The sequence below is a fragment of the Cupriavidus necator genome (assembly GCF_016127575.1).
GTDB classification, from domain to species: Bacteria; Pseudomonadota; Gammaproteobacteria; order Burkholderiales; family Burkholderiaceae; genus Cupriavidus; species Cupriavidus necator_D.
On record NZ_CP066018.1, the window covers coordinates 180,254 to 204,814 of the forward strand.

At 67.3% G+C, this 24,561-nt stretch carries 24 protein-coding genes and 1 tRNA gene; 13 read left to right on the top strand and 12 right to left on the bottom strand.

All coding sequences use genetic code 11. The features are described 5' to 3' along the window. Positions 1-9: 9 nt before the first annotated feature. The 3 genes from I6H87_RS00855 to I6H87_RS00865 all read right to left on the bottom strand — a co-directional run bounded on the left by I6H87_RS00855 (position 10) and on the right by I6H87_RS00865 (position 2,881). Positions 10-1,662 (bottom strand): class I adenylate-forming enzyme family protein, encoded by a 1,653-nt coding sequence (locus I6H87_RS00855; protein ID WP_011614944.1) that lies wholly within the window; start codon positions 1,660-1,662, stop codon positions 10-12. Next, positions 1,659-2,447 carry a citryl-CoA lyase gene (locus I6H87_RS00860; protein ID WP_011614943.1) on the bottom strand — a complete coding sequence of 263 codons (789 nt, stop codon included), beginning with the start codon at positions 2,445-2,447 and terminating at the stop codon, positions 1,659-1,661. The genes I6H87_RS00855 and I6H87_RS00860 overlap by 4 nt, the downstream gene beginning before the upstream one ends. A gap of 140 nt (positions 2,448-2,587) precedes the next feature. Beyond that, positions 2,588-2,881, bottom strand: coding sequence for a hypothetical protein (locus tag I6H87_RS00865; protein ID WP_011614942.1), 294 nt, complete (start codon positions 2,879-2,881; stop codon positions 2,588-2,590). Positions 2,882-3,133: 252 nt separating this feature from the next. Between I6H87_RS00865 and I6H87_RS00870 the strand changes: the two genes are divergently transcribed. Then, a complete protein-coding gene (locus I6H87_RS00870) occupies positions 3,134-3,784 on the top strand; it encodes a TetR/AcrR family transcriptional regulator (RefSeq protein WP_051398466.1) in 651 nt (216 codons plus the stop codon). A 139-nt stretch (positions 3,785-3,923) separates the two neighbouring features. On the opposite strand, the gene I6H87_RS00875 is transcribed toward I6H87_RS00870, so the two are convergent. The 6 genes from I6H87_RS00875 to cysS form a co-directional block, all read right to left on the bottom strand. Continuing rightward, positions 3,924-4,017: transfer RNA gene (locus tag I6H87_RS00875), tRNA-Ser, on the bottom strand. A 129-nt stretch (positions 4,018-4,146) separates the two neighbouring features. After that, entirely contained in the window at positions 4,147-5,397 is a 1,251-nt protein-coding gene (locus tag I6H87_RS00880; protein ID WP_010808959.1) for an aspartate kinase, read from the bottom strand. Between the two features lie 122 nt (positions 5,398-5,519). Continuing rightward, positions 5,520-6,971, bottom strand: coding sequence for a tRNA lysidine(34) synthetase TilS (gene tilS, locus I6H87_RS00885; protein WP_354666098.1), 1,452 nt, complete (start codon positions 6,969-6,971; stop codon positions 5,520-5,522). Further along, positions 6,937-7,908 carry an acetyl-CoA carboxylase carboxyltransferase subunit alpha gene (locus I6H87_RS00890; RefSeq protein ID WP_010808961.1) on the bottom strand — a complete coding sequence of 324 codons (972 nt, stop codon included), beginning with the start codon at positions 7,906-7,908 and terminating at the stop codon, positions 6,937-6,939. Before I6H87_RS00890 ends, tilS begins: the two co-directional genes overlap by 35 nt. A 115-nt stretch (positions 7,909-8,023) precedes the next feature. Next, positions 8,024-8,851 carry a DNA-3-methyladenine glycosylase family protein gene (locus I6H87_RS00895; RefSeq protein ID WP_010808962.1) on the bottom strand — a complete coding sequence of 276 codons (828 nt, stop codon included), beginning with the start codon at positions 8,849-8,851 and terminating at the stop codon, positions 8,024-8,026. Next, positions 8,848-10,236 (bottom strand): cysteine--tRNA ligase, encoded by a 1,389-nt coding sequence (gene cysS / locus I6H87_RS00900; protein WP_011614939.1) that lies wholly within the window; start codon positions 10,234-10,236, stop codon positions 8,848-8,850. The genes I6H87_RS00895 and cysS overlap by 4 nt, the downstream gene beginning before the upstream one ends. Before the next feature lie 283 nt (positions 10,237-10,519). Between cysS and I6H87_RS00905 the strand changes: the two genes are divergently transcribed. The 4 genes from I6H87_RS00905 (at position 10,520) to I6H87_RS00920 (ending at position 13,274) form a co-directional block, all read left to right on the top strand. Further along, the gene (locus I6H87_RS00905; protein WP_011614938.1) at positions 10,520-11,230 is read left to right on the top strand and encodes a tetratricopeptide repeat protein; all 711 of its coding nucleotides are present in this window, start codon (positions 10,520-10,522) and stop codon (positions 11,228-11,230) included. A 74-nt stretch (positions 11,231-11,304) separates the two neighbouring features. Further along, complete coding sequence (locus tag I6H87_RS00910) at positions 11,305-11,886, top strand: peptidylprolyl isomerase (RefSeq protein ID WP_010808965.1); 582 nt, start codon at positions 11,305-11,307, stop codon at positions 11,884-11,886. Positions 11,887-11,909: 23 nt separating this feature from the next. Beyond that, the gene (locus I6H87_RS00915) at positions 11,910-12,410 is read left to right on the top strand and encodes a peptidylprolyl isomerase (RefSeq protein ID WP_010808966.1); all 501 of its coding nucleotides are present in this window, start codon (positions 11,910-11,912) and stop codon (positions 12,408-12,410) included. Between the two features lie 66 nt (positions 12,411-12,476). Next, entirely contained in the window at positions 12,477-13,274 is a 798-nt protein-coding gene (locus I6H87_RS00920) for a UDP-2,3-diacylglucosamine diphosphatase (RefSeq protein ID WP_041687246.1), read from the top strand. A 30-nt stretch (positions 13,275-13,304) separates the two neighbouring features. On the opposite strand, the gene cysE is transcribed toward I6H87_RS00920, so the two are convergent. Together cysE and I6H87_RS00930 are read right to left on the bottom strand one after the other, a co-directional pair. Then, positions 13,305-14,048, bottom strand: a complete 744-nt coding sequence (gene cysE / locus I6H87_RS00925) for a serine O-acetyltransferase (protein WP_010808968.1) — start codon at positions 14,046-14,048, stop codon at positions 13,305-13,307. Positions 14,049-14,353: 305 nt separating this feature from the next. Continuing rightward, the gene (locus I6H87_RS00930) at positions 14,354-15,184 is read right to left on the bottom strand and encodes an RNA methyltransferase (RefSeq protein WP_371852234.1); all 831 of its coding nucleotides are present in this window, start codon (positions 15,182-15,184) and stop codon (positions 14,354-14,356) included. Between the two features lie 191 nt (positions 15,185-15,375). On the opposite strand from I6H87_RS00930, the gene I6H87_RS00935 reads away from it, so the two are divergent. The 6 genes from I6H87_RS00935 to I6H87_RS00960 all read left to right on the top strand — a co-directional run bounded on the left by I6H87_RS00935 (position 15,376) and on the right by I6H87_RS00960 (position 22,226). Then, positions 15,376-16,194 carry an inositol monophosphatase family protein gene (locus I6H87_RS00935; RefSeq protein WP_010808970.1) on the top strand — a complete coding sequence of 273 codons (819 nt, stop codon included), beginning with the start codon at positions 15,376-15,378 and terminating at the stop codon, positions 16,192-16,194. A gap of 223 nt (positions 16,195-16,417) precedes the next feature. Continuing rightward, positions 16,418-16,633: an HP1242/YdcH family protein gene (locus tag I6H87_RS00940; RefSeq protein ID WP_010808971.1), complete on the top strand. Its 216-nt coding sequence runs from the start codon at positions 16,418-16,420 to the stop codon at positions 16,631-16,633. Positions 16,634-16,646: 13 nt separating this feature from the next. Next, positions 16,647-17,759 carry a polyphosphate kinase 2 gene (ppk2, locus tag I6H87_RS00945; RefSeq protein WP_010808972.1) on the top strand — a complete coding sequence of 371 codons (1,113 nt, stop codon included), beginning with the start codon at positions 16,647-16,649 and terminating at the stop codon, positions 17,757-17,759. 52 nt (positions 17,760-17,811) lie between these two features. Further along, complete coding sequence (locus I6H87_RS00950) at positions 17,812-18,246, top strand: universal stress protein (RefSeq protein WP_011614935.1); 435 nt, start codon at positions 17,812-17,814, stop codon at positions 18,244-18,246. A gap of 228 nt (positions 18,247-18,474) precedes the next feature. Further along, positions 18,475-21,180 carry a DNA mismatch repair protein MutS gene (gene mutS, locus I6H87_RS00955; protein WP_081225754.1) on the top strand — a complete coding sequence of 902 codons (2,706 nt, stop codon included), beginning with the start codon at positions 18,475-18,477 and terminating at the stop codon, positions 21,178-21,180. Next, positions 21,177-22,226 carry a hypothetical protein gene (locus I6H87_RS00960; protein ID WP_010808975.1) on the top strand — a complete coding sequence of 350 codons (1,050 nt, stop codon included), beginning with the start codon at positions 21,177-21,179 and terminating at the stop codon, positions 22,224-22,226. The genes mutS and I6H87_RS00960 overlap by 4 nt, the downstream gene beginning before the upstream one ends. Positions 22,227-22,308: 82 nt before the next feature. On the opposite strand, the gene I6H87_RS00965 is transcribed toward I6H87_RS00960, so the two are convergent. After that, a complete protein-coding gene (locus I6H87_RS00965; RefSeq protein ID WP_026201125.1) occupies positions 22,309-22,836 on the bottom strand; it encodes an FKBP-type peptidyl-prolyl cis-trans isomerase in 528 nt (175 codons plus the stop codon). Between the two features lie 11 nt (positions 22,837-22,847). On the opposite strand from I6H87_RS00965, the gene I6H87_RS00970 reads away from it, so the two are divergent. Next, the gene (locus I6H87_RS00970; protein WP_174549450.1) at positions 22,848-24,053 is read left to right on the top strand and encodes a cupin domain-containing protein; all 1,206 of its coding nucleotides are present in this window, start codon (positions 22,848-22,850) and stop codon (positions 24,051-24,053) included. A gap of 199 nt (positions 24,054-24,252) precedes the next feature. Continuing rightward, entirely contained in the window at positions 24,253-24,489 is a 237-nt protein-coding gene (locus I6H87_RS34220) for a hypothetical protein (RefSeq protein ID WP_037024358.1), read from the top strand. Positions 24,490-24,561 lie beyond the last annotated feature (72 nt).

Here is a 24,561-nt window from a genome sequence, read left to right on the forward strand (position 1 = left end):
GATTCTGTGTCAGTGGCTGGCGGCGGCCATGTCGATGGCGCGGGCGAACAGGGTTCCATCCGCTTTCAGCTTGTGCTTGGCCGGCTTGTGCGTAGGGGTGTGCGGAATGGCATCCACGGCGACGACATAGCGCGGCAGCTTGTGCACGGCCAGCCGGTCCCGAGCCCAGGCGAGCAACTCGCCCGGCTCGACCGACTGCCCGGGGCGGAACTGCACCGCCAGCAGGATCTCTTCTTCGCCCAGGTCCGCCGGCACGCCGATGGCCGCCGCTTCCTCGACTGCGGGGTGCTCGCCGAAGATGCGGTCGAGCTCGGCTCCCGACACGTTCTCGCCCTTGCGGCGGATCACGTCCTTCTTGCGTGCGACGAACACGTAGTAGCCATCGCTGTCCTGGCGCACCAGATCGCCGGTGGCAAACCACCCGTCGCGGAACGCGGCCTCGGTCTGCACGGCGTCGCGGTAGTAGCCCTGCATCAGCGTCGGGGTGCGGATCAGCAGTTCGCCCGCGGCGCCGGGTGCCACGTCGTGGCCGTCGTCATCGACGATGCGCGCCTCGGGCACCGGCACGGCCGGGTCCGGGTGCGGCGAGATCAGGCCCATGGTGCCGAGCTTGTGCGGGCCGTTGAACGGATTGGCGATGACGCCGGGGATTTCCGTCATGCCGTAGCACTCGATCAGGCGCGGCACGTGGAATTCCTGCTTCATCACCCGCACCATCTCCTGGGTCTGCGGCGCAATGAACATCTTGGTAATGCGATGGCCCGGCACGAATTCCGCGCGCGGGCGCCGCGCCAGGATGCTGCCGGCGGCGGCCACCAGGTTGACCTCGGTCGCGCCGCTCTCGGCCGCGAAGCGCCAGAACGACGAGGCCGAGAAACGGCGCATCAGCACCAGGCAGCCGCCGCAGGCCAGCGCCCCGCCCACCGAATACATCAACGCATTGATATGGAACAGCGGCATCACGCACATCACGCGCTCGTCCGGCTGCAAGTGCAGGCGGCCGACAAAGGCCTCGGCGGTCAGCACGTAGCCGCGATGGCTGTGCATGGCGCCCTTGGGAAAGCCGGTGGTGCCTGAGGTGTAGATGATCAGGGCGGTGCTGCGGTCGCTGTCGACGCCCGGGGCAGCGTTGGCCGGCTGCGCCGCATGCGCCGCGATCGATGCGGCCAGCGTCGGCACGCCGTGATCGCCATCCTCGTTGGCGCGCAGCCAGACGTCACCGCCCAGGTCCGCGGCCACGGCGGCGCCGGTCGCCAGCGTGCCGGGCGCGCACACCAGGCCGCACACCTGCGCGTGCCGGAATACGTACAGCGCCTCGTCGAGCCGGTACTCGGGATTGGCCGGCACCATGGTCGCGCCGATACGGGCCAGCGCGAACATCAGCACCACGGTGGACGGATGGTTGGTCGAGAGCACGCCGACACGGTCGCCGGGTCCGACTTGCATCGCCTGCGCCAGCCAGTCCGCGGTGAGGCCGATCCGTTGGTCGAGCTGGCGATAGCTCCAGGTCTCGCCCTCGAACACAAGCGCCGGCTTGTCCGGGTGCGCCGCCACGCGGGCGGCAAGGAAACCGGTGAGCGTGGCATCGTGGGCGCGGTACTGCCTGAGCACATCGAGCGGCGCCACCAGCGCGTCGCCGGCCGGGGATGCGAGCGGCTTCATGATGCTTGCGCCGGCGCGGCGCTGTAGGTGATGGCGTGTTCGGCGGCGTCGGCCAGGATAAAGCCGATGGGTTGCGCGCGCTCTTCCTGCAGGTGGGCGATCAGGCTCGCCACGCGGGCCAGCATCGGTACGCCCTTGAGCGCGCTGGCGGGATAGCCGGCGTCGAGCAGCACCGCGGGGATCGCGCCCGACACATTGAGCGGCAAGGCCTTGCTGTAGTGCTCGGGGACCGCCGCGGCCACCGCCTCGAGCGCGGCGACGTGGTCGCCCGCGATGCCGAGTTCACGCGCGAATGCCAGCAGGCGGTGCGCGCGCGGATCGCCCTGCTTGTGCGTGGGATGGCCGAAGCCCGGCAGCGGCTGCCGCGCCTGCCGCAAGGCCCGCACCACCGCGTGCGCGCTGTCTGCCAGCGTGCCGGCGTCCCGGCCGGCCAGCACTTGCGCCAGCATCTGCCCGGCGGTTTCCGAGGCCCCCAGGATCACCGAGCCGCAGCCCAGCACGCCCGCGGCCACCGCGCCCTGCAGGGCGTCGGGGGCGGCGGCGAGCGTCATGCGCGCGGCCTGCACCGAGGGCACCAGTCCGTGTTCGGCAATGGCGACCAGGCAGGCATCGGTGATGGCCACCAGCTTTTCGCCCGGCTGGCGGCCGGTAAGCAGGAACAGAAAGTAGGCCGTAAAGCCGATCTTGCCGATCAGTTCCTGGCTGAGATCCTTGCCATGCACCGACACCCCGTGGAGGTCCACATGGGCAATGGCGGTGTGGCCGGTGCGTTTGGCATCCGTCACGTTGTCTCCTATTTTTGCGCTACGCGCAATCTAATGCGTTATACGAATTATTCTAGAGCGTGCCACAGTGCATTGCAAGGTCGGGAATACCTGCACCGGGAGCCAGCCGGCACTGCGCCAGGCGCAGCGCCGGCACATCATCAGGCACGGTCCGACGGATCGGTCTCGCCGATCCGGGCGAGCGCGCCATCGGTGAAGGGATCGACCTCGCGTACCGCGCCGTCCAGGTACGGATCGGCCTTGCGCGCTGCGACCTTGCGGAACTGCTCGTCCACCAGCCGGCCCGGCTGCGAACGCTGTGCCGACCCGGCCGAGGGGATCGAGCCATGTGCCGCACGCGCGCCATCTGTATAGACATCGGGCGACCGCACCGCGGCCTGGGCCGCCGAAGCCATCACCAGCACCACTGCTGCGCCAAACATTGCCGTTTTCATCACTTGCTCCTGTTAAGCATCGAAGAGAAGAGCGCCGGTTCTGGCCGGGGTCTGGGGTCCAGCCCTTCAGCGCGTCGCCCATGGTGGCAAATATAATTAAAACCGTACCGTATGGTATTCTTAAATTCGAAATGAGTCGTTCTGATTTATTGAAGCCATGAGCTTGTCACATGGGGAAACGCAGCAGCCTGCCGGCTTTTGGTAGACTGCGCAGGGCCCCCGGCATGGGGTGCGCCGCCACGCCTGCACCAGATGAACTCTCCAGAAAGCGCTTCCCCCCCTGTGGTCCACCACCCGCCCGTGCGCATCACGCGCCGCGGCGAAGAGAAACGCGCGCTGATCCTGAGCACCGCCGCGGACATGTTCCTGGAACATGGCTATGACGGCGTCAGCCTGGATGACATCGTCAAGGCGTGCGGCGGCTCCAAGACCAACGTGTACAGCTATTTCGGCGGCAAGGACGGACTCTTCGTCGCGGTGGTGGAGCGGCTATGCGACCGCTTCCTGGAGAAGACAGAGAAAGGACTGGACCTGTCGCGCTGCAACGCCGCGCAGGGCCTGCACAGGATTGCGCACAGCTTCCTGCATTCGCTGCTGGAAGAACGGCACCTGGCGTTCCTGCGGCTGATCTTTGCGGAGTCGCGGCGCTTTCCGGCGCTGGGCAATGCCTGGTACACGCGCGGCCCGGAGGCAACGTGCGCCTATATCGCGGCCTTCCTGTCCGCGCAGCAGGCCAACGGCATCCGTCTTGCGGCAAGTCCCGAGGCCAGCGCCCGGCTCTTCCACGGCATGGTGCTGGCCAGCGTGCTGCACCGGACGCTGGCAACCGGCATGCGGCCGGACGAAAGCGAGACCGGTGCGCTGATCAACAACGCCATCGCCGTGATCGTGCCCCAGGACTGAAATCGCAGCGCGGATCGCTCATCGCGCCGGGATGTCCGAGATGCCTTGAATGCGCGATCCTCTGGCACAAGGCATCTGATGGGCCAGAAAAACAAAAACCCCGGAAGACCGCGATCTTCCGGGGTTTCGCCGCCATGACTGGCGGAGACGGAGGGATTCGAACCCTCGATCCAGGTTTTGGCCCGGATGCTCCCTTAGCAGGGGAGTGCCTTCGACCTCTCGGCCACGTCTCCCAAACTTGCGTTGTGTGAGGGAGCCACACAACGAAGCGCGTATTCTAGCGGCGCCGCACGTGTTGGTCAACGAAAAATCGATCACTCAACACAAAAATCGCGGCCCCGCCAGAAGTGTTCACGAACGGATCACGCCTGTTCCAGTTCGAAGGCCTTGTGCAGCGCGCGCACGGCCAGTTCCATGTACTTCTCGTCGATCAGCACCGAGATCTTGATTTCCGAGGTGGAGATCATCTGGATGTTGATGCCCTCTTCCGACAGGGTGCGGAACATCTTGCTGGCGATGCCCACGTGCGAGCGCATGCCCACGCCCACCACCGACACCTTCGATACCTTCGGGTCGCCCGACACGCTGCCGGCGCCGATATGCGACTTCACGCCGTCGTTCAGGATGGCCAGCGCGCGCTGGTACTCGCCGCGCGGCACGGTGAAGGTGAAGTCGGTCTTGCCGTCGACGGACTGGTTCTGGATGATCATGTCGACGTCGATGTTGGCGTCGGCGACCGGGCCCAGGATCTGGTAGGCGATGCCCGGCTTGTCCGGCACGCCCAGAACGGTGATCTTGGCTTCGTCACGGGCAAAGGCGATGCCGGAGATGACGGCTGCTTCCATGGTGGAGTCTTCCTCAAAAGTGATCAGCGTGCCCGAGTGCATTTCCTGCTCGAGCGGCATAAGCGGGTCGGTCAGCGACGACAGCACGCGAGTCTTCACGCGGTACTTGCCGGCGAACTCCACGGAGCGGATCTGCAGCACCTTGGAGCCGAGGCTGGCCATTTCCAGCATTTCTTCGAAGGTGATCTGGTCCAGGCGGCGGGCGTCTTCGACCACGCGCGGGTCGGTGGTGTACACGCCGTCGACGTCGGTGTAGATCAGGCACTCGTCGGCTTCGATCGCGGCGGCGATGGCCACGGCCGAGGTGTCCGAGCCGCCACGGCCGAGGGTGGTGATGTTGCCGTCGTCGTCGATGCCCTGGAAACCGGTGATCACGACCACGCGGCCGGCGTCGAGGTCGGCCAGGATGCGCTCGTCGTCGATCGATTCGATACGGGCCTTGGTATAGGCCGAGTCGGTCTTCACCGGCACTTGCCAGCCGGTGTAGCTGACCGCGTCAATGTCTTCGCCGTGCAGCGCGATGGCCAGCAGTGCCACGCTGGCCTGTTCGCCGGTCGAGGCGAGCATGTCCAGCTCACGCGGATTGGGCTGCGGCGAAATTTCCTTGGCGAGTCCCAACAGGCGATTGGTCTCGCCCGACATGGCCGAAGGCACCACGACTACGCGGTGACCGGCGCGGTGCCATTTGGCCACGCGCTTGGCGACATTCTTGATGCGTTCCGTGGAACCCATCGAAGTGCCGCCGTATTTGTGAACGATGAGAGCCATCTTCTTGTCGACGCCAGCGATTATGCAAAGCCCTTGAAAATACACGAACAAGCCCAGTCAGGCAAGGCGGGAGCGGGATTCGGCTGCAGATCGGAAGTGATGCCGACGGCGATCCGACCGCTTCAGTGCGGCGGCATCGCCACTGCCGGCGGCCGCGGATGCCACTCGACGCGCCAGCGCGGCGCCGCCGGGGCGTCCGGCCAGCGGCGGTGCATGCCGAGGCCGGCGGCCAGCACCAGGGTATCGCCAGACCACAGCAGCGGCAGCCAGGCGCGGCGCCAGGCCGGGATGCCGGCTTCCTGGCAGGCTTGCTTCAGGGCCCGGGCCGGACCGCCCGGGCGCAGCACGATACGCTCGCCGCCACTGCGGGCGGCCAGGCGCAAGGGCTGGCGCAGCGCCGCTTCGGGCACGCCGAAGGTGTCATCGCGGAAGAAATGGAGTTCGCCGCGCCAGCCGGGCACGACGATACGGGCCTCGCCGCGCCAGTCCAGCATCACGGGTGCCGGCGCGGCAATCGGTGGCGGCGTGCAGGCCAGCACGCGGTCGCGGAAGCGGCGCAGGACCAGCCCTTCATGCGCGATCGCGGGCTCGCCGCCAGCGTGGGCGACCAGTTGCTCGCGCATCGCCGCCAGCCTGGCGGTGGACGGCGCGCGCACGCCGAGGTCGCGCAGCCAGAAGCGCAGCACGGCATCGGCATGTGCCACGGGCAAGGCGCGCAGCCCTGCCAGGTCGAGTTCGGCAAGCGTGTCGGCATCGCGGCCGGGGCGTGCCAGCGCCGCCAGCGAGGCGGCTGCCAGTTCATCGATCAGTGCGCCTGCCTGGGCGAAATGCGCTGCCGCCTGCACCACGTTGGCCGACAACGCCGGAAAGGCCGCGACCAGCGCCGGCAGGTGCGCGCGCAAGGCATTGCGCGCATAGCGCTCATCGGCATTGGACGGGTCGTCGACCCATTGCAGCGCGTTGGCCGCGCAGTAGGCCTCGATCTCGGCGCGGGCCACATCCAGCCAGGGGCGCAGCAGCGTCACGCCGCTGCGCTCGTCGAGCGGGCGCAGCCCTGGCATGCCGGCCATGCCGGCCACGCCGGCGCCGCGGAACAGCCGCAGCAGCACGGTCTCGACCTGGTCGTCCTGGTGGTGGGCAAACAGCAGCAGGCGCGCGCCACTATCGGCGCACATCGCCGCCAGCGCGGCGTAGCGCGCGCGGCGCGCGGCCGCTTCCACGCCCTCGCCCACTTCGGGCTGCACCGACACCCGCCGCACGAAATAGCCGACCTGCCACTGCGCGCACAGCGCGGCGCAGAAGCGGTCCCAGTCGTCCGCATCCGCCTGCAGGCCGTGGTGGACATGCAGCGCCACCACGCGCGCGCCAACGCCCCACTCCGCCGCGGCCGCACGGGCGGCATGCAGCAGCGCGACCGAATCGCGCCCGCCCGACAGGGCCACCGCGATCGTCGCCGCGCCCGTGCCGCCGCCAGAAACAACAAAGGCCGCACCGGCCTGGAGGGCCTGTGCGACCTTGTCGGTCAGCCGGGCGGACGGGTCAGTCCTGGGTGCCGGTTTCCTTGAACTTGCCATAGGCGAGCAGGCGCTCGTAGCGGCGGGCCTGCAGCTCCTTCACGCTCATGCCCTGGAACTGGCGCAGCGACTCGGCCAGCGAGCGCTTGAGCATCGCCGCCATGCCCTTGTAGTCACGGTGCGCGCCGCCCAGCGGCTCGCTCACGATCTTGTCGATCAGGCCCAGCGCCTTCAGGCGGTGCGCGGTCAGGCCCAGCGCCTCGGCGGCTTCCGGTGCCTTCTCGGCGGTCTTCCACAGGATCGAGGCACAGCCTTCCGGCGAGATCACCGCGTAGGTGGCGAACTGCAGCATCTGCACCACGTCGCCCACGGCAATCGCCAGCGCGCCGCCCGAACCGCCTTCACCGATGATGGTGGCGATCAGGGGCACCTTCAGGCCGGCCATCACGTACAGGTTGTGGCCGATGGCTTCGGACTGGCCGCGCTCTTCGGCGTCGATGCCGGGGAATGCGCCCGGGGTGTCGACGAAGGTGAAGATCGGCAGGCCGAACTTGTCCGCCAGCTCCATCAGGCGCTTGGCCTTGCGGTAGCCCTCGGGCTTGGGCATGCCGAAATTGCGCATGGCGCGCTCTTTCGTATCACGGCCCTTCTGGTGGCCGATGACCATGCACGCCTGGCCGTTGAAGCGCGCCAGGCCGCCGATGATCGAAAGATCGTCGGCAAAGGTGCGGTCGCCGTGCAGCTCGTGGAAATCGGTAAAGATCTCGCGCACGTAGTCCAGCGTATAGGGACGCTGGGGGTGGCGGGCGATTTGCGCAACCTGCCACGGGGTCAGGTTGGCGTAGATGTCTTTGGTCAGCTGCTGGCTCTTGCCAGCCAGCCGCGAAATCTCTTCGGAAATATCAACAGCCGAATCGTCCTGCACAAAGCGCAGTTCTTCGATCTTTGCCTCGAGTTCGGCAATGGGCTGCTCAAAATCCAGGAAGGTGGTTTTCATAAAATCACACGTACCTGTCTGTGAAGGGGCGCATTCTACCGGAATTTGGTCGCTATCTTAGCGCCTGCCAGATAGCCCGGACTGCACCTGCCACTAAATTTTCTTGCTGCAATGCCTAATACGTCACTGGGAGCGGGTCAAGACTGCGCCACATATACCACGTGGCCACGGTTCGCCAGGGCTCCCAGTTGGCCGCCACCTCGCGCGCCTCGCTGCGCGTGACCGGCTCGCCGCTGAAGTAATTGGCGGAGATCGCGTTGATCAGGCCGATGTCATCAAGGGGCAGCACGTTGGGCCGCATCAGGTTGAACATCAGGAACATCTCGGCGGTCCAGCGGCCGATGCCGCGTATCTGCGTCAGCTCCGCAATTACCGCTTCGTCGTCCATCTGCGCCCATTCGCCGACATGCACCGTGCCCGCCTTGAAATGGTCGGCCAGGTCGACCAGGTATTCCCCCTTGCGCTTCGACAGGCCGCAACCGGCCAGCTTCTCGGGACCGGCGCGCAGGAACTGTGCCGGGGTCAGCCTGGGGCACAGGGCATGCAGCCGCTCCCACACCGACTGTGCCGCCTTGACCGAGATCTGCTGGCCCACCACCGCGCGCGCCAGCGTGACGAACGGATCCCCGCGCGACACCAGGTGCGCCGGGCCGTAGGTCGGGATCATCTTGCGCAGGATGCGGTCGCGCTTCATCAGGTCGGCGCAGGCCTCGTCCCAGTAGGCGGGGCGCACCGCGTCGATGACGGTTTCGACCGGCAGCGGCACCGCATCCGCTTCGGGCAGCACGGCCTTGGCGTTGCGCGTGTCCCTGGCCGTGTCCTTGCCGTCAGGCAGCGGCGCCTCCTTGGCGCCAGCCTTGCCCGGGCGCGGACCGGCCGCCTTCACCCGGCCCCTCGTGGCGGGAGGCGTGGCGATGGCGGGCTTGCGCGCGGCAGCGTTCAAGCACGCCTCCACTCGGTGGCACCGCCCGGCTTGTCTTCCAGCACGATGCCAGCTTCCAGCAGTTGCGCACGGATGCGGTCCGCTTCGGCAAAGTTGCGCTCCACCTTGGCGGTCTTGCGCGCGGCGATCAGGGTCTCGATCTGTTCCGGCGAGATGCCGTCGTCGGACCTGCCGCCTTGCAGGAAGGTATGCGGATCGCGCTCGAGCAGGCCCAGCGTGCCTGCCAGCCCCTTGAGCTGGCGCGCAGCCGCGGTCGAGCCGGTGCGGTTGATCTCGCTGGCCAGATCGAACAGTACCGACATCGCAATCGGCGTGTTGAAGTCGTCGCCCATGGCCTCGGCAAAGCGCCTGGCGTGCGGCTCGTCCCAGTCCACCGCGCAGCCGCCCGGCTGGCTGTCCTTGAGCGCCGTGTACAGGCGTGTCAGGGCGTGACGCGCATCGTCCAGGTGCGCGTCGCTGTAGTTCAGCGGGCTGCGGTAGTGCGCGCGCAGGATGAAGAAGCGCACGACCTCGGCGTCGTACGACTTCAGGACCTCGCGGATGGTGAAGAAATTGCCAAGCGACTTGGACATTTTTTCGTCGTTGATGCGCACGAAGCCGTTGTGCATCCACATGTTGACGAAGGGCTTGCCGCTGGCGCCTTCAGACTGCGCAATCTCGTTCTCGTGGTGCGGGAACTGCAGGTCTGCCCCGCCGCCATGGATGTCGAAATGCTCGCCCAGCAGCGTGCAGCTCATGGCGGAGCATTCAATGTGCCAGCCCGGGCGGCCGGCGCCCCACTTCGAGTCCCACTTGCTCTCGGGCGGCTCGCTGGCCTTGGCGGACTTCCAAAGCACGAAGTCGAGCGGGTCCTGCTTGGCGTCGTTGGCGCTGACACGCTCGCCGGCGCGCAGGTCTTCCAGCGACTTGCCCGAGAGCTTGCCGTAGCCGGCGAACTTGCGCACCGAATAGTTCACGTCGCCGTCGCTGGCCTGGTAGGCCAGGCCCTTGGCTTCCAGCTTGCCGATCATGTCGAGCATCTGCGGCACGTAGTCGGTGGCGCGCGGCTCGTGGTCGGGGCGGATCACGCCCAGCGCGGCGGCATCCTCGTGCATGTACTGGATGAAGCGCGTGGTCAGCTCGCCGATGGTCTCGCCGTTCTCGGCCGCGCGGCGGATGATCTTGTCGTCGATGTCGGTGATGTTCTGCACATACGTCACCTCGTAGCCGGCGGCACGCAGCCAGCGGTGCACCATGTCGAACACCACCATCACGCGAGCGTGGCCAACGTGACAATAGTCGTACACCGTCATGCCGCACACATACATGCGGACCTTGCCGGGTTCGATTGGCACGAATGGCTGTTTCTCACGCGCGAGCGTGTTGTAGATGTTCAGAAGCTGCATGAAACGAAGTGAGTGGTGAGAGGAGACTGCCGGGGTTCGCACAGCAGGCAGCACGGGCCGTGGCGCCGGTTGCCCGGCGCCTGGCAGGCCGCCGGCGGCAACGCGGCCACTGGCGCAATTCCGTCGCGCCCCATATCTTACCGGAAGGCGCTGCGCTGGTTGCCTCCGGCACGGCGCCGCCAGCGCCGCGCGAGATGCCGCGCCCGCTGCCCCGATGTCATCGCCTTCGTGCCGGACTTGCCGCTTTGCTAGAATGCCGCGGAGTATAACGGACCTGTCCTCAATGAGCCTGCCGCTGCCCTCCCCGTCTTCTGCCATGTTCGCCGCCCCCGCGCGCCGACGCGGCCATCGCGCCGTACTGCCCCTGCTGGCCCTGGCCGCCGCGCTGGCGGCCCCTGCCTACGCGCAGAACGGCCCGCTGTCGCTGGCCGCGCCGACGACGCCGGTCGGCGGCATCCAGTCGACCGATCCTGGCATGAGCGAGGCCCAGCAGGCCGCCAACGCACGCCGCTACGACGAAGCCATCAAGGGCTTCGACCGCGTGCTGGCCGCCAACCCGCGCAATGCCCAGGCACGCTTCCAGCGCGCCTGGGCCCTGGCCCAGTCCGGCCGCGAGGACGCCGCCATCCAGGCCTTTGCCGAAATGGCGCAGGAGTTCCCGGAACTGCCCGAGCCCCACAACAACCTGGCGCTGCTCTACGCCAAGCGCGGCGACCTGAAGCGCGCCGAGGCCGAGTTGCTGCTGGCCACCGAAGTCAAGCCGGGCTTTGCCATCGGCTATACCAACCTGGGCGACGTCTACCGCCGCCTGGCCGAGCAGGCCTACGCCGAAGCGCTGCGCCGCAATCCGGGCGATACCCGCGCCAGTGCCGGCCTGCGCCAGCTGAACCCTGATGCCGCGGCGCCGGCCAAGCCGGCGGCGCCCGCCGGCACCGGCCGCAAGGCGACGCCAACGCAGCGCCAGGCACCTGCCAGCGCCCCTGCAGCCAACTGACGGCCACTCATCCCAAGGTCCGGGCGCGGCGCGCCCGGACCATGTGCATCATCCAGACATACCGGAGTTCCTTCATGATCCGTTCCCGCCGCATCGTCCTGGCCGGCCTGACCGCAGGCGCCCTGGCACTGTACTCGTTCAGCGCGCTGGCTCAGCAGGCCGCCGAGCGCGTCCAGTTCGTCACCAGTGCCGGCAAGTTCACCGTCGAGCTCTACCCCGAGGCCGCGCCCAGGACCGTCGCGAACTTCCTGGAATATGTGAAGAGCGGCTTCTACAGTGGCACCATCTTCCATCGCGTGATCAATGGCTTCATGGTGCAGGGCGGCGGCTTCGACCGCGACATGAAGGAAAAGCCCACCCGTGCTCCGATCCCGCTGGAAGCCCGCGGCGGCCTGAAGAACAAGGCCGGCACGGTGGCCATGGCACGCACCAGCGACCCCAACTCGGCCACCGCGCAGTTCTTCGTCAATGTGGTGGATAATCCGAATCTCGACTACCCGCAGCCGGACGGCAACGGCTACGCAGTGTTCGGCAAGGTGGTGGAAGGCATGGAGACGATCGACAAGATCAAGAGCGTGCCGACCACGGCCTACGGCCCCATGCGCAATGTGCCGGCCGCGCCGATCGTGATCGAGTCGGCCACCGTCGTCAAATAACACTATCGAACAGAGGAAATCCCATGTCCAAGGTCCAGCTCCACACCAACCAGGGTGTCATCACCATTGAACTCGACGCCGAAAAGGCCCCGAAGTCGGTCGAGAACTTCCTGTCGTACGTGCGCAAGGGCCACTACGACAACACCATCTTCCACCGCGTGATCAAGAACTTCATGATCCAGGGCGGCGGCTTCGAGCCCGGCATGAAGCAAAAGGGCACCGACGCCCCGATCGAGAACGAAGCCGGCAACGGCCTGAAGAACGACCGCTACACCGTGGCCATGGCGCGCACCAACGCCCCGCACTCGGCCACCGCCCAGTTCTTCATCAACGTGGTCGACAACGACTTCCTGAACTTCTCCTCGCCCACGCCGCAGGGCTTCGGCTATGCCGTGTTCGGCAAGGTCGTGGAAGGCACCGACGTGGTCGACCAGATCAAGGGCGTGCGCACCGGCAGCTCGGGCTTCCACCAGGACGTGCCGCTGGAAGACGTGGTGATCGAGAAGGCCGTCATCGTCGAGTAAGCCGATGCCTGACGATTGCGGTTCCGTGCGCATCCACGTGCCGGCATTCCCCTTCCGACACCGCGCATGACCGCAATCCCCCACACGCCGGTGGCCGGTCCCTTCGAGGCACAGGCGCCTGCGTGGTTCATTTCAGACCTGCACCTGACGCCCGGCATGCCCCGCACGCTGGCGGCCTTCGAGCGCACGCTCGAGCGCGCCGCGCAGCACGCGCGCACGCTGTTCATCCTGGGCGACTTCTTTGAATTCTGGATCGGCGACGAAGAAACCGACTCGCCCTTCGCGCAGCGCGTGACCGCAGCCCTGCGCGCACTGGCAGCGCGCGGCGTGGCTGTGTACCTGATGCACGGCAACCGCGACTTCCTGCTGGGCCAGCGCTTCGCCAGCGCTGCCGGTGCCAGCCTGCTGCCCGACCCCGCCGTGATCCACTGTGCCGGCCAGCGCGTGGTGCTGAGCCACGGCGACATGCTGTGCATCGACGACGAACGCTATAACCGCTTCCGCCGCTGGACCCGCAAGCGCTGGGTGCAACGCGTGTTCCTGGCACTGCCGCTGAGCGCGCGTCTGTCGATCGCCCGCAAGCTGCGGGCAGACAGTGAAGGCAACCGCGCCAGGCAGTTGAGCGCGGGAGCGGCCGTTCCGGTGATTTATGGTGACGTGGCGCCCGCGGCCGCGGCCGAGTTGCTCGGCGCCGCCGGTGCGTCGCTGCTGGTGCATGGACACACGCACCGCCCGGCACGGCATGAGGAAGCCGCCGGCGTGCGCTGGGTACTCACTGACTGGGACCTGGACGGCGCCCATCCGCGCGCCGCGGTGCTGCAACTAGATCGCGACGGCTTCCGCCTGTTGCCGCAGACCGACTGAGCGGCAGCGCCGGCCCGGCCCCTTTCCCGCTCACTTCATCAGCCTGCGCAGTTCGCTCGCATCGAAGGGATCGTTCGGCGTATTCTCCAGGTGTTCGCCAAGCCGGTCGAGCGCGGCCAGCACCGCCTCGATGCGGTCGTGCTGGCGCCCCGCATTGTCGATCAGGCTCTTGAGCGCCAGCGACACCGGATCGTCCGCATTGGGCGTGATGCCATAGGCCGAGAACTCCTGCTTGGCACCCTGCTGCGCCGATGGCGCATCCGGCAGGATGATGCGTGCCGGGATGCCCACGGCGGTCGCGCCCGGCGGCACCGGCTTTAGCACCACCGCGTTGGAGCCCACGCGCGCGCCGTCGCCCACCACGAATCCGCCCAGCACCTTGGCGCCCGCGCTCACCACCACGTTGGCGCCCAGCGTGGGGTGCCGCTTCTGGCCTTTGTACAGCGAGGTGCCGCCCAGCGTCACGCCCTGGTAGATGGTGCAGTCATCGCCGATCTCGGCGGTCTCGCCGATCACCACGCCCATGCCGTGGTCGATGAACACGCGCCGGCCCAGCTTGACCGCCGGATGGATTTCGATGCCGGTGAAAAACCGCGCCCAGTGCGAGATCCAACGCCCCAGCCAGTGGAAGCCCGCGTTCCAGCATCGATGCGCAAAGCGGTGGAACACCACGGCATGCAGGCCGGGGTAGCAGGTCAGCACTTCCAGGCGGCTGCGCGCGGCGGGATCGCGCAGCATGATGGTGTCGATATCTTCCTTCAGGCGAGAGAACATCTTGGTCGTGTCGTGTTGCCGCGCCGTGCGCCGCGCCACGCGGGCTGGTGCCCGGGGCAGGGTCGCCGGCGAGGTCAGTGGCCGGTGGGGACGGGATCAGGGAGTGTAAGTGATTTGCCGGGCCCGCTTGGGGTACCGGTGTTTGGCCCCTGATCCGTCAGGGACATTGCGGCGATGCTGCGATCAACATCGCCCGGGCCTGCGCAAACCCGCAGCCGCGGGGCGACAGCACGCGCGCTTGCCGCGCGTGCCTGCCTCGCCCTGCATCGAATCGCTCCGGTTTGCTGCCACTGTCCTTGCTCCTGTCACCGGTCCTTGTGCGGGCCCGGCTGGTTCTGCGCGGCGATCAGCATATGCTTGGCGATGCCGCGCAGGATATTCACTTCCTCGCGCTCCAGGCCGCTGCGTGCCAGCAGCCGGCGCAGCCGGGTCATCAGCCTGCGCGGGTTGGACGGATCGAGAAAACCGATTGCCTCCAGGCCCGTCTGCAGATGGCCGAACATGGCCTCGACCTGCTCGGCCGTGGCCGGCTCACCAGCATAGCCGATATTGGCGCCGGCGTCCGGGGCCGCCTCCAGCAGCGCCAGCCGCATCTCGTAGGCGATGAGCTGCACTGCCTGCGCCAGGTTGAGCGAGGTATAGGCGGGGTTGGCGGGAATATGGGTGACTGCGTTGCAGCGCTCGACCACTTCATTGGGCAGGCCATAGCGCTCGTTGCCGAACACGAAGGCAACGCCGCCGCTGCCGGACAGCGTCTGGCGCGCACGTTCCGCTGCAGCGCGCGGCAGCAGCCGCGGCGGGCCGAATTCGCGGTGGCGCGCGGTCATCGCCACGGTCAGCGCGGCGCCGGCCAGCGCCGCGTCGACCTGATCGACGATGAGCGCGCCTGCCAGCACATCGTCGGCGCCGCTGGCCATGGCGACGGCGTCGGAGTGCCGCAGCACATCCGGCTCGCGTGGCGAGACCAGCACCAGGCTGCCGAAGCCCATGGTCTTGATCGCGCGCGCCACCGAGCCCACGTTGCCCGGGTGGCTGGTTTCGACCAGCACGAAGCGCACGCGGCCAAAAGCGTTGCCGCCGGTATCACCGCTGTTGCCATCGGCAGCGGGCTGGCTCGTATCAATTGCCGGGTTCATATACAATTCGGGGTTCTTCTTTGGCGCGGCGCCAGGTTTTTGCTTGCTCGCGAGACTCTCGCGGCACATTTGCAGCAGAACCGGCGACGCCCGACGTTCTTCTACAATCCGTTGTGTTGTCAGCTGCCCATGAGCGGGCGTGCGGCGCTTTTGCGCCCCGCCGCGTCGTCGTGGCCGGCCTGGAGAGATTCATGCATCCGATGCTCAATATCGCCATCAAGGCGGCCCGCAAGGCGGGATCCATCATCAACCGCGCGTCGCTCGACGTCGATCTGGTGCGCGTCTCGCGCAAGCAACACAACGATTTTGTCACCGAGGTGGACCGCGCCGCCGAAGCCGCGGTGATCGAGATCCTGCGCACGGCCTACCCGGAACACGGCATTCTAGCGGAAGAATCCGGCCAGTCCTGGGCCGAGGGTGAAGACTCCCACGAGTACACCTGGGTCATCGACCCGCTGGACGGCACCACCAACTTTATCCACGGCTTCCCGCAATACGCGGTCTCGATCGCCCAGCTGCACCGCGGCACGCCCGTGCAGGCCGTGGTCTACGACCCGACCCGCGACGAGCTCTTCACCGCCAGCAAGGGCGCCGGCGCCTTCCTGAACAACCGCCGCATCCGCGTTACGCGCCGCGACAAGCTGGCCGACTGCCTGATCGGCACCGGCTTCCCGTTCCGCGACCTGGAAGGCCTGGACGAATACATGGAATTGTTCGCGCTGATGACCCGCAACTGCGCCGGCCTGCGCCGCCCGGGCGCCGCCGCGCTGGACCTGGCCTATGTGGCCTGCGGCCGCCTGGACGGCTTCTTCGAGCGCGGCCTGCAGCCGTGGGACATGGCTGCAGGCATGCTGCTGATCACCGAATCGGGCGGCCTGGTCGGCAACTACGCCGGCGAGCCGCGCCAGATGGAACAGGGCGAAGTGCTGGCCGGCAATCCCAAGGCGTTCGCCCAGATGGTGCGCCTGCTGTCGCCGTTCTCGCTCGACAACGCCAAGCCCGCCGCCTGACACCGGCACATGGCCTGACGGCCAGATCAGCCACACCCCGACGCCCGCCGCACCCCGGCGGGCTTTTTGCATGGTGCGCCCCGCGTGCCACCGCACCCAGCACTGCAGACCTTTCTCATTCCCGAGACGGCCATGATCCTCGTCAAGGTCGCCCCACCCTGCCCTCCCCAAAATGAAACCATGCGCCACGCCCCGTGCGCGCGGATCCATCAGGAGAGCCAGCATGTTTCCCGAATACCGCGACCAGATCACCACCCTGAAGACCCAGGATGCCCGCTTCGCGCGCCTGTTCCACCGCCACAACGCGCTGGACCAGGAAATCCACAACATGGAGTCGGGGCTGGTGCCGGCCTCCACCTTCGAGATCGAGCGGCTGAAGAAAGAGAAACTCCTGCTCAAGGACCAGCTCTACGCGATCCTGCGCAACACCGCAGCCTGACGGAGGACCGCAGATGACAGATCGCGACACCATCCAATCCTCCCACACCGCCACCGCGCCACGTGCCCGCGCCACGGCCAGGGGTGACGTGCTGCCCACCAACTCGGCGCTTTCAGCCCAGCGCAACGAAGTCGACAGCGCCGTCGACGCCTCGGTGCAGCTGGCGGCCAGCAGCATGCAGGACATCCTGGCCAGCCGCGCAGGCAACGGCGCCGACATGCTCGACGCCATGCGCACGCTGCTTGACGGCCTGGCGCCCGACGAGGCCGCGCAGCTGCGCAGCCTGATCCTCGAAGGCGATCCCGCCGCGTGGCAGGCCGGCCGCAAGCGCCACCCGGACGACGAGCTGTCCGCGGGCTGGCGCGAAGGCGCGTACCCGTACCAGAACCTGATGTCGCGGCGCAATTATGAAAAGCAGAAGTACCGCCTGCAGGTGGAGCTGCTCAAGTTCCAGGCCTGGGTGCGCGAGACCGGCCAGCGCGTGGTAATCGTATTCGAAGGGCGCGACGCCGCCGGCAAGGGCGGCACCATCAAACGCTTCATGGAACACATGAACCCGCGCGGCGCGCGCGTGGTGGCGCTGGAAAAACCCACCGAGGCCGAGCGCGGGCAATGGTACTTCCAGCGCTATGTGCAGCACCTGCCGTCGGCCGGCGAGATCGTGCTGTTCGACCGCTCCTGGTACAACCGCGCCGGCGTTGAGCACGTGATGGGCTTCTGCTCGCAGCGCGAATACCAGGACTTCCTGCAGCAGGCGCCGGACTTCGAGCGGCATCTGGTGCGCAGCGGCATCCACCTGTTCAAGTTCTGGTTCTCGGTCAGCCAGAAGGAACAGCGCCGGCGCTTCCGCGAGCGCGAGATCCACCCGCTCAAGCAATGGAAGCTGAGCCCGGTCGACCTTGCCTCGCTGGACAAATGGGACGAATACACCCAGGCCAAGGAGGCCATGTTCGCCCACACCGACACCGCCGATGCGCCGTGGACGGTCATCCGCTCGGACTGCAAGAAGCGCGCGCGGCTCAATGCGCTGCGCGCCATCCTGTCGCGCTTCCCCTACGGCAACCGGGACACCACTGCCATCGGGCAGCCCGACCCGCTGATCGTGGGGCGCGCGCTGGCCAATTGAACTTCGCCCCCTACTCCCGCACTTCTTCCGTTTTCCCTTTACCAAGGCCCCTATGTTCAAGCACATCCTGCTGCCCGTCGACGGTTCCGAGCTTTCCCACAAGGCCGTGTCCGCCGCCATCCAGTTTGCCCGCACCGCCTCCGCGCGCCTGACGCCCTACATGTGCGTGGAGACCTACCCCTACATGGTGGGCAGCGACAGCACCCATGAGCGGCGCGAAGTGTTCCAGCAACGCGTGGAAGCACTGGCGCGCCAGGAACTGGTCAAGATCGAGGCCGCGGCGGCAATGGCCGGCGTCCGCTGCGCGGGCCACGTCTCGGCCGCCAGCGCCCCATATCACGGCATCATCAACGCCGCGCGGGACCTCGGTTGCGACGTCATCTTCATGGCCTCGCACGGCCGCAAGGGCATCAGCGGGCTGCTGCTGGGCAGCGAGACGCAGAAGGTACTGACACACAGCGACGTGCCGGTGCTGGTGTTCCGCTGACGGCACGCCGCTGACCCCGCCGCCGGGCCGGATCCGGCCCGCGCGGCGCGGCAACCGCTGCCCCGTGCTGTACCATATCGTCCATATTCGAAAACGCCCCTTCGCGCCCCGGCCCCGGGCCGTCGGATGACCGCCCGGACGCCCCGCGCGGCCGCTATCCGGCTTGCGCAAGGCGGCGATCCGAGCGGAGCGGGCGGCATCACGCAGGCCCACCGCCAGACAGGCTGAATGGCAATGGGATTGCAGAAGAAAACCGACCCGGAACAGGCGCAGGCAGATTCGGCCGCAAGCCGCCACACGCCAATGATGCAGCAATACCTGCGCATCAAGGCAGACCACCCCGACACCCTGCTGTTCTACCGCATGGGTGACTTCTACGAACTCTTCCACGACGATGCCGAAAAGGCCGCGCGCCTGCTCGACATCACGCTGACCGCGCGCGGCGCCTCCAACGGGGTGCCGATCCGCATGGCCGGCATCCCCTTCCACTCGGCGGACCAGTACCTGGCGCGCCTGGTGAAGCTGGGCGAATCCGTGGCGATCTGCGAGCAGATCGGCGACCCGGCCACCAGCAAGGGGCCGGTGGAGCGCAAGGTGGTGCGCATCGTCACCCCGGGCACGCTCACCGACGCCGCGCTGCTGCCGGACAAGGCCGATACCTTCCTGATGGCGGTGCACCAGCAGACCACGCGCCGCGGCGTCAGCAAGACCGGGCTGGCATGGCTGAACCTGGCCAGCGGCGAGCTGCGCCTGATGGAATGCGAAGCAGCGCAGCTGGGCCGCGAGCTGGAGCGCATCCGCCCGGCCGAGCTGCTGTATGCCGATGGCATCGAGCTGCCCGCGCTGGCGTGCGCGCGTACCCGCCTGCCCGAATGGCATTTCGACCAGGACGCCGGCACGCGCCGGCTGCGCGAGCAGCTGGGCGTGGCCAGCCTGGACCCGTTCGGCTGTGCCGGGCTGGGTGCCGCGCTGGGCGCGGCCGGCGCGCTGCTGAACTACGCGGCCACCACGCAGGGCCAGTCGTTGCGCCATGTGCAGGGCGTGAAGGTCGAGCGCGAATCGGAGTACGTCGGCCTGGATTCCGCCACGCGGCGCAACCTGGAACTGACCGAGACCCTGCGCGGCGGCGAGTCGCCGACGCTGTTCTCGCTGCTGGACACCTGCTGCACGGCCATGGGCAGCCGCGCGCTGCGCCACTGGCTGCACCACCCGCTGCGCGACCCGGCGCTGCCGCAGGCACGCCAGCAGGCCATCGGCGTGCTGATCGACCAGGGCACCGATGCCCTGCGCACGGCGCTGCGCCGGCTGGCCGACGTCGAGCGCATCACCTCGCGGCTGGCGCTGCTCAATGCGCGGCCGCGCGACCTGTCCTCGCTGCGCGACACCTTGCGCGCGCTACCGGACGTGCAGGCCTGCATCCGCGATGACCAGGGCAGCACCTTGCTGGCGCAGTCCCTGCACGACCTGGCCGTGCCGCAGGACTGCCTGGACCTGCTGGTGCGCGCCGTGGCCGAAGAGCCGGCCACCGTGGTGCGCGACGGCGGCGTGATCGCGCGCGGCTACGATGCCGGACTGGATGAACTGCGCGACATCTCCGAGAACTGCGGCCAGTTCCTGATCGACCTGGAAACGCGCGAACGCGCCCGTACCGGCATTGCCAACCTGCGCGTCGAGTTCAACCGCGTGCATGGCTTCTATATCGAGGTCACCAACGGCCAGGCCGACAAGGTGCCCGACGACTACCGCCGCCGCCAGACGCTGAAGAATGCCGAGCGCTACATCACGCCTGAGCTGAAGGCCTTCGAAGACAAGGCGCTGTCGGCGCAGGACCGCGCGCTCGCGCGCGAGAAGCAGCTCTACGACGGCCTGCTGCAGGCGCTGCTGCCGCACATCGGCGAGTTGCAGCGGGTGGCGGGCGCGCTGGCGCGCCTGGACGTGCTGACGGCACTGGCCGAGCGCGCGCAGACGCTGGACTGGTCCGCGCCTGAGCGCGTCGCCGAGAACGTGGTCGACATCGTGCAGGGCCGCCACCCGGTGGTCGAAGGCCAACTCGCGGCCGAGTCGGTGGCGTTCATCGCCAACGACTGCCAGCTCAACGAAGCGCGCAAGCTCTTGCTGATCACCGGCCCGAACATGGGCGGCAAGTCGACCTTCATGCGCCAGACCGCGCTGATCGTGCTGCTGGCCTGTGTCGGCGCCTACGTGCCAGCGCGGCGCGCGGTGATCGGGCCGATCGACCGCATCTTTACCCGCATCGGCGCCGCCGATGACCTCGCGGGCGGCCGCTCCACCTTCATGGTCGAGATGACCGAGGCCGCCGGCATCCTGCACCACGCGACCCCGGCTTCGCTGGTGCTGATGGACGAGATCGGGCGCGGCACGTCGACCTTCGACGGGCTGGCGCTGGCCTGGGCGATCGCGCGTCACCTGCTGTCGCACAACCGCAGCCATACCCTCTTCGCCACGCATTACTTCGAGCTGACGCAGCTGCCGCAAGAGTTTCCGCAGGCAGCCAACGTGCACCTGTCGGCGGTCGAGCATGGCGATGGCATTGTCTTCCTGCACGCAGTGCAGGACGGCCCCGCCAGCCAGAGCTACGGCCTGCAGGTAGCGCAGCTGGCCGGCGTGCCGCAGCCGGTGATCCGCGCCGCGCGCAAGCACCTGGCCTGGCTGGAGCAGCAATCGGCCGACGCCACGCCCACGCCGCAGCTGGACCTGTTCGCGGCACCGCCAACGCCGGATGACGACGAGGACGACTTCGGCGCTGCCCCGTCGGCCGTGCCCGCGCCGCTGGCACCCACGCTCGCACCCGAACAGGCCGCGCTGGTCGATGCGCTGGCCAACCTGGATCCCGACACCCTGACGCCGCGCGCAGCGCTGGAGGCGCTGTACCGGCTCAAGGCACTGGCAGGCGAGGCGCTCGACGCCGCATGAACGCTGCACGCCGTGCCCTGCTTGCCATGCTGCTGCCGCTGCTTTGCACGGCCGGCATGGCATCGGCCGCGCCCGCGGGCCGCGCCGGCAAGGCACCGGCCAGGCCAAAGCTGACGCGCATCGCGCTGATCGCCGACCTGCCCCAGTGGCCGGCCGCGGAGGCCAACGCGGCGGCACTGCTCGACTACTTCGGCGAGCGCAAGCTGGACCTGGTCATTCATGCCGGCGGCATCAAGGGCGATACGGAGTCGTGCAGCGATGCGGTGCTGGGCAACCGCCAGCAATTGCTGGACCAGTCGCCGCTGCCGCTGGTCTACGTGCCCGGAGAGACCGACTGGTCCGAATGCCGGCTGCCGGTCAACGGCGGCTTTGACGCGGTCGAGCGCCTGAACCGGCTGCGTGAGCTGTTCTTCCCCGAGGACGCCACGCTCGGCCGGCATCCGCGACCGCTGCACCGGCAGTCGGACCAGGCGCTGTTCCGCAGCTTCCGCGAGAACATGCGCATGGAGGTGGCCGATATCCTGCTCGTCGGCATGAACCTGCCGGGTGACAACAACCACTACCGCGACGAAGGCGGGCGCAACGGCGAGTTCGAGGACCGGCGCGAGGCCAACCGCCAGTGGCTGGCGCGCGCGTTCTCGGTGGCGCGGCAACGCGACCTGAACGGCATCGTGGTGGTGGTCCACGCCGACCCGCATTTTGCCAACGGCTGGGAGAAGAAAGGCCGCCCGACGCTGCTGGACGGCTTCATGCGCCACCGCACCCGCGACGGCTACCTGGAATTCAAGCGCCAGCTGCGCGAGCTGGCCGGTCGTTTCCGCGGCCAGGTGCTGCTGGTGCATGCGGGCGGAAACGGGGCCAACGGGGCGGACAACGGCTTCGGCATCGACAAGCCGCTGCGCGATGCGGCCGGCAAGGTCATGCAGAACTTCACGCGTGTGTCACTGCCCGCCAACACGGTCTCGCAATGGGCCGAACTGGTGATCACGCCGGGCGCGGCCTCACCGTTCGCAGTCATGCTCAAGGACGCACCGGCACCGCGCTGAGACCGCTTGCCGGCCCGACAACGAAAAAGCCGGCTGCGGCCGGCTTTTTCCTGGGGTGCGGAATACGAACCGTGCAGCGCGATCAGTGCAGCGTGCGCGGCGTGTCGTCGTCCTCGTCCTCATCGACGACTTCAACGCCCGAGGCGCCATGGGCGTGGCCGTGCTCGATTTCCTCGGCGGTGGCCTCGCGGACTTCGGAGACCTTCAGCCAGAAGCGCAGCGCCATGCCGGCCAGCGGATGGTTGCCATCCAGCACGACCTTGTCCTCGGCCACGTCGGTCACGGTATAGATGACGGAGTCCTCTTCGTCGCCATCTTCGGGCATGCCTTCGAACTGCATGCCGACTTCCAGCGGCTCGGGGAAGCGGTTGCGCGGCTCGACCTTCACCATATCGGCGTCATAGTCGCCGAACGCGTCTTCCGGCTCCAGCTGCAACTGGGTCTCGAAGCCCGCGTCATGACCGTCGAGCGCTTCCTCGATCTTGGGGAACGTGCCATCATACCCGCCGTGCAAATAAACCATGGCTTCATCTGACTCCTCGATCAGATTGCCTTGCGCGTCCGACAGCTTGTACATCACGGACACCACAGTATTCTTAGCGATTTTCAATTCTTGACTCCATGAACGATTCCGCATTATACGCGCAGGCCCTGCCCCCTGGCCCCGTCGATCCAGACACTCCGCTCGACCTGCTTGGTGGCATGACGCCTGCTGCATTCATGCGGGATATCTGGCATCGCAAGCCCCTGCTGATTCGACAGGCAGTACCCGGAATCGTGCCGCCTGTGTCGCGCGAGGCTCTTTTCGACCTGGCCGACAGCGATGACGTCGAATCGCGCCTGGTGACGCACTTCCGTAACCGCTGGAAACTCGCGCATGGCCCATTTGCGCGCGAAAACCTGCCCGGCGTCAAGGCCCGCCAGTGGACCCTGCTGGTGCAAGGGGTAAATCTGCATGACGCCGCCGCGGCGGAACTGATGGGCCGCTTCCGTTTCGTGCCGGACGCGCGCCTGGACGACCTGATGATCAGCTACGCCACCGACGGCGGCGGCGTGGGCCCGCATTTCGACTCCTACGACGTGTTCCTGCTGCAAGTCTCGGGCCGGCGCCGCTGGCGCATTTCGTCGCAGACCAGCCTTGAGCTGATCCCGGACATGCCGCTGAAGATCCTCGCCGACTTCAACGCGGAACAGGAATGGGTGCTCGAACCCGGCGACATGCTCTACCTGCCGCCGCAATATGCGCACGATGGCATTGCCGAAGGCGAATGCATGACCTGCTCGATCGGCTTCCGCGCGCCGGCCTACCGCGAGCTGGCCGGGCATTTCCTGGCCTGGCTGTCTGAAACGGTCGAAGACAATGAAGACCTCGGCGGCCGTTATGCCGACGCCGGCGAGCGCGCCGCCACGCGGCCCGCGCAGTTACCCGCCGGCATGGCCAAGGCAGTCGCCGAGCGGCTCAAGGCGTTGCAATGGAATAGCCAGATGGTGTCCGAATTCCTCGGCAGCCATCTGTCAGAACCCAAACCTGGCGTTGAATTTGCAGAGATACCCGACATGCCGTTGCGCCGTTATGCGACACTGGCGGCCCGCCATGGTGTGGTACTGCCATCAGCATCGATTGCGCTTTACGACCGCGCGAATTTCTTCCTCAATGGAGAAGCCTACGAGCCGCCGGCCGAACTGATGCAATGGCTGAAAAAGTTGGCCGATTATCGGCAGCTTAGTAGCGAAGATGTTGCGGCTTGCGCGGACCTACCCGATCTGATGGAAACTTTCCATCACTGGACGCTGGAAGGATGGCTGCAATTGGGCCCGCGGCTGTAATAATACGTAACATTGCGAATCAGTAAATTTCGGCGCTACACAAGCCGGGAAAACGCGGATATAATTGTTGGCTGGCTAGTACTGTGGACCATTGCATTTATCGGGACCCGGGAGGGCCTCTATTTTGCAGTTCAAGAGCGATAATTACCGGTAATTATTCATCGCCTGTTTTCCGTTATTACAAGTTAAAGGACGAACAATGAAGAAGTCTCTCCTGATCGCATCGCTGCTGGCCGCTGTTGCTCTCGCCGCTTGCGGCAAGAAGGAAGAAGCTGCCGCTCCGGCCGCTGACACGGCTGCTCCGGCTGCTGCCGCTCCGGCCGCTGAAGCTTCGGCTCCCGCTGCTGAAGCCCCGGCCGCTCCGGCTGCTGCTGCTCCGGCTGCTGACGCTTCGGCTCCGGCTGCTGACGCTTCGGCTCCGGCTGCCAAGCAGTAATCGGTTCCTGACCGATGAAAAAACCGGCCTTCGGGCCGGTTTTTTTATTTGGGCGCTGCTACCGCACTGCGC

Excerpts from the sequence above, each read along its gene's own strand:
- I6H87_RS00930 (WP_371852234.1), bottom strand. The coding sequence starts at position 15,184 with ATGAACCCGGCAATTGATACGAGCCAGCCCGCTGCCGATGGCAACAGC.
- I6H87_RS00970 (WP_174549450.1), top strand. The coding sequence starts at position 22,848 with ATGAACGATTCCGCATTATACGCGCAGGCCCTGCCCCCTGGCCCCGTC.
- I6H87_RS00910 (WP_010808965.1), top strand. The coding sequence starts at position 11,305 with ATGATCCGTTCCCGCCGCATCGTCCTGGCCGGCCTGACCGCAGGCGCC.
- I6H87_RS00870 (WP_051398466.1), top strand. The coding sequence starts at position 3,134 with ATGAACTCTCCAGAAAGCGCTTCCCCCCCTGTGGTCCACCACCCGCCC.
- I6H87_RS00920 (WP_041687246.1), top strand. The coding sequence starts at position 12,477 with ATGACCGCAATCCCCCACACGCCGGTGGCCGGTCCCTTCGAGGCACAG.
- mutS (WP_081225754.1), top strand. The coding sequence starts at position 18,475 with ATGGCAATGGGATTGCAGAAGAAAACCGACCCGGAACAGGCGCAGGCA.
- I6H87_RS00905 (WP_011614938.1), top strand. The coding sequence starts at position 10,520 with ATGAGCCTGCCGCTGCCCTCCCCGTCTTCTGCCATGTTCGCCGCCCCC.
- I6H87_RS00940 (WP_010808971.1), top strand. The coding sequence starts at position 16,418 with ATGTTTCCCGAATACCGCGACCAGATCACCACCCTGAAGACCCAGGAT.
- I6H87_RS00950 (WP_011614935.1), top strand. The coding sequence starts at position 17,812 with ATGTTCAAGCACATCCTGCTGCCCGTCGACGGTTCCGAGCTTTCCCAC.
- cysE (WP_010808968.1), bottom strand. The coding sequence starts at position 14,048 with ATGTTCTCTCGCCTGAAGGAAGATATCGACACCATCATGCTGCGCGAT.
- I6H87_RS00890 (WP_010808961.1), bottom strand. The coding sequence starts at position 7,908 with ATGAAAACCACCTTCCTGGATTTTGAGCAGCCCATTGCCGAACTCGAG.
- ppk2 (WP_010808972.1), top strand. The coding sequence starts at position 16,647 with ATGACAGATCGCGACACCATCCAATCCTCCCACACCGCCACCGCGCCA.
- I6H87_RS00855 (WP_011614944.1), bottom strand. The coding sequence starts at position 1,662 with ATGAAGCCGCTCGCATCCCCGGCCGGCGACGCGCTGGTGGCGCCGCTC.
- I6H87_RS00865 (WP_011614942.1), bottom strand. The coding sequence starts at position 2,881 with ATGAAAACGGCAATGTTTGGCGCAGCAGTGGTGCTGGTGATGGCTTCG.
- I6H87_RS00915 (WP_010808966.1), top strand. The coding sequence starts at position 11,910 with ATGTCCAAGGTCCAGCTCCACACCAACCAGGGTGTCATCACCATTGAA.
- I6H87_RS00960 (WP_010808975.1), top strand. The coding sequence starts at position 21,177 with ATGAACGCTGCACGCCGTGCCCTGCTTGCCATGCTGCTGCCGCTGCTT.
- I6H87_RS34220 (WP_037024358.1), top strand. The coding sequence starts at position 24,253 with ATGAAGAAGTCTCTCCTGATCGCATCGCTGCTGGCCGCTGTTGCTCTC.
- cysS (WP_011614939.1), bottom strand. The coding sequence starts at position 10,236 with ATGCAGCTTCTGAACATCTACAACACGCTCGCGCGTGAGAAACAGCCA.
- I6H87_RS00935 (WP_010808970.1), top strand. The coding sequence starts at position 15,376 with ATGCATCCGATGCTCAATATCGCCATCAAGGCGGCCCGCAAGGCGGGA.
- tilS (WP_354666098.1), bottom strand. The coding sequence starts at position 6,971 with ATGGCAAGTTCAAGGAAACCGGCACCCAGGACTGACCCGTCCGCCCGG.
- I6H87_RS00880 (WP_010808959.1), bottom strand. The coding sequence starts at position 5,397 with ATGGCTCTCATCGTTCACAAATACGGCGGCACTTCGATGGGTTCCACG.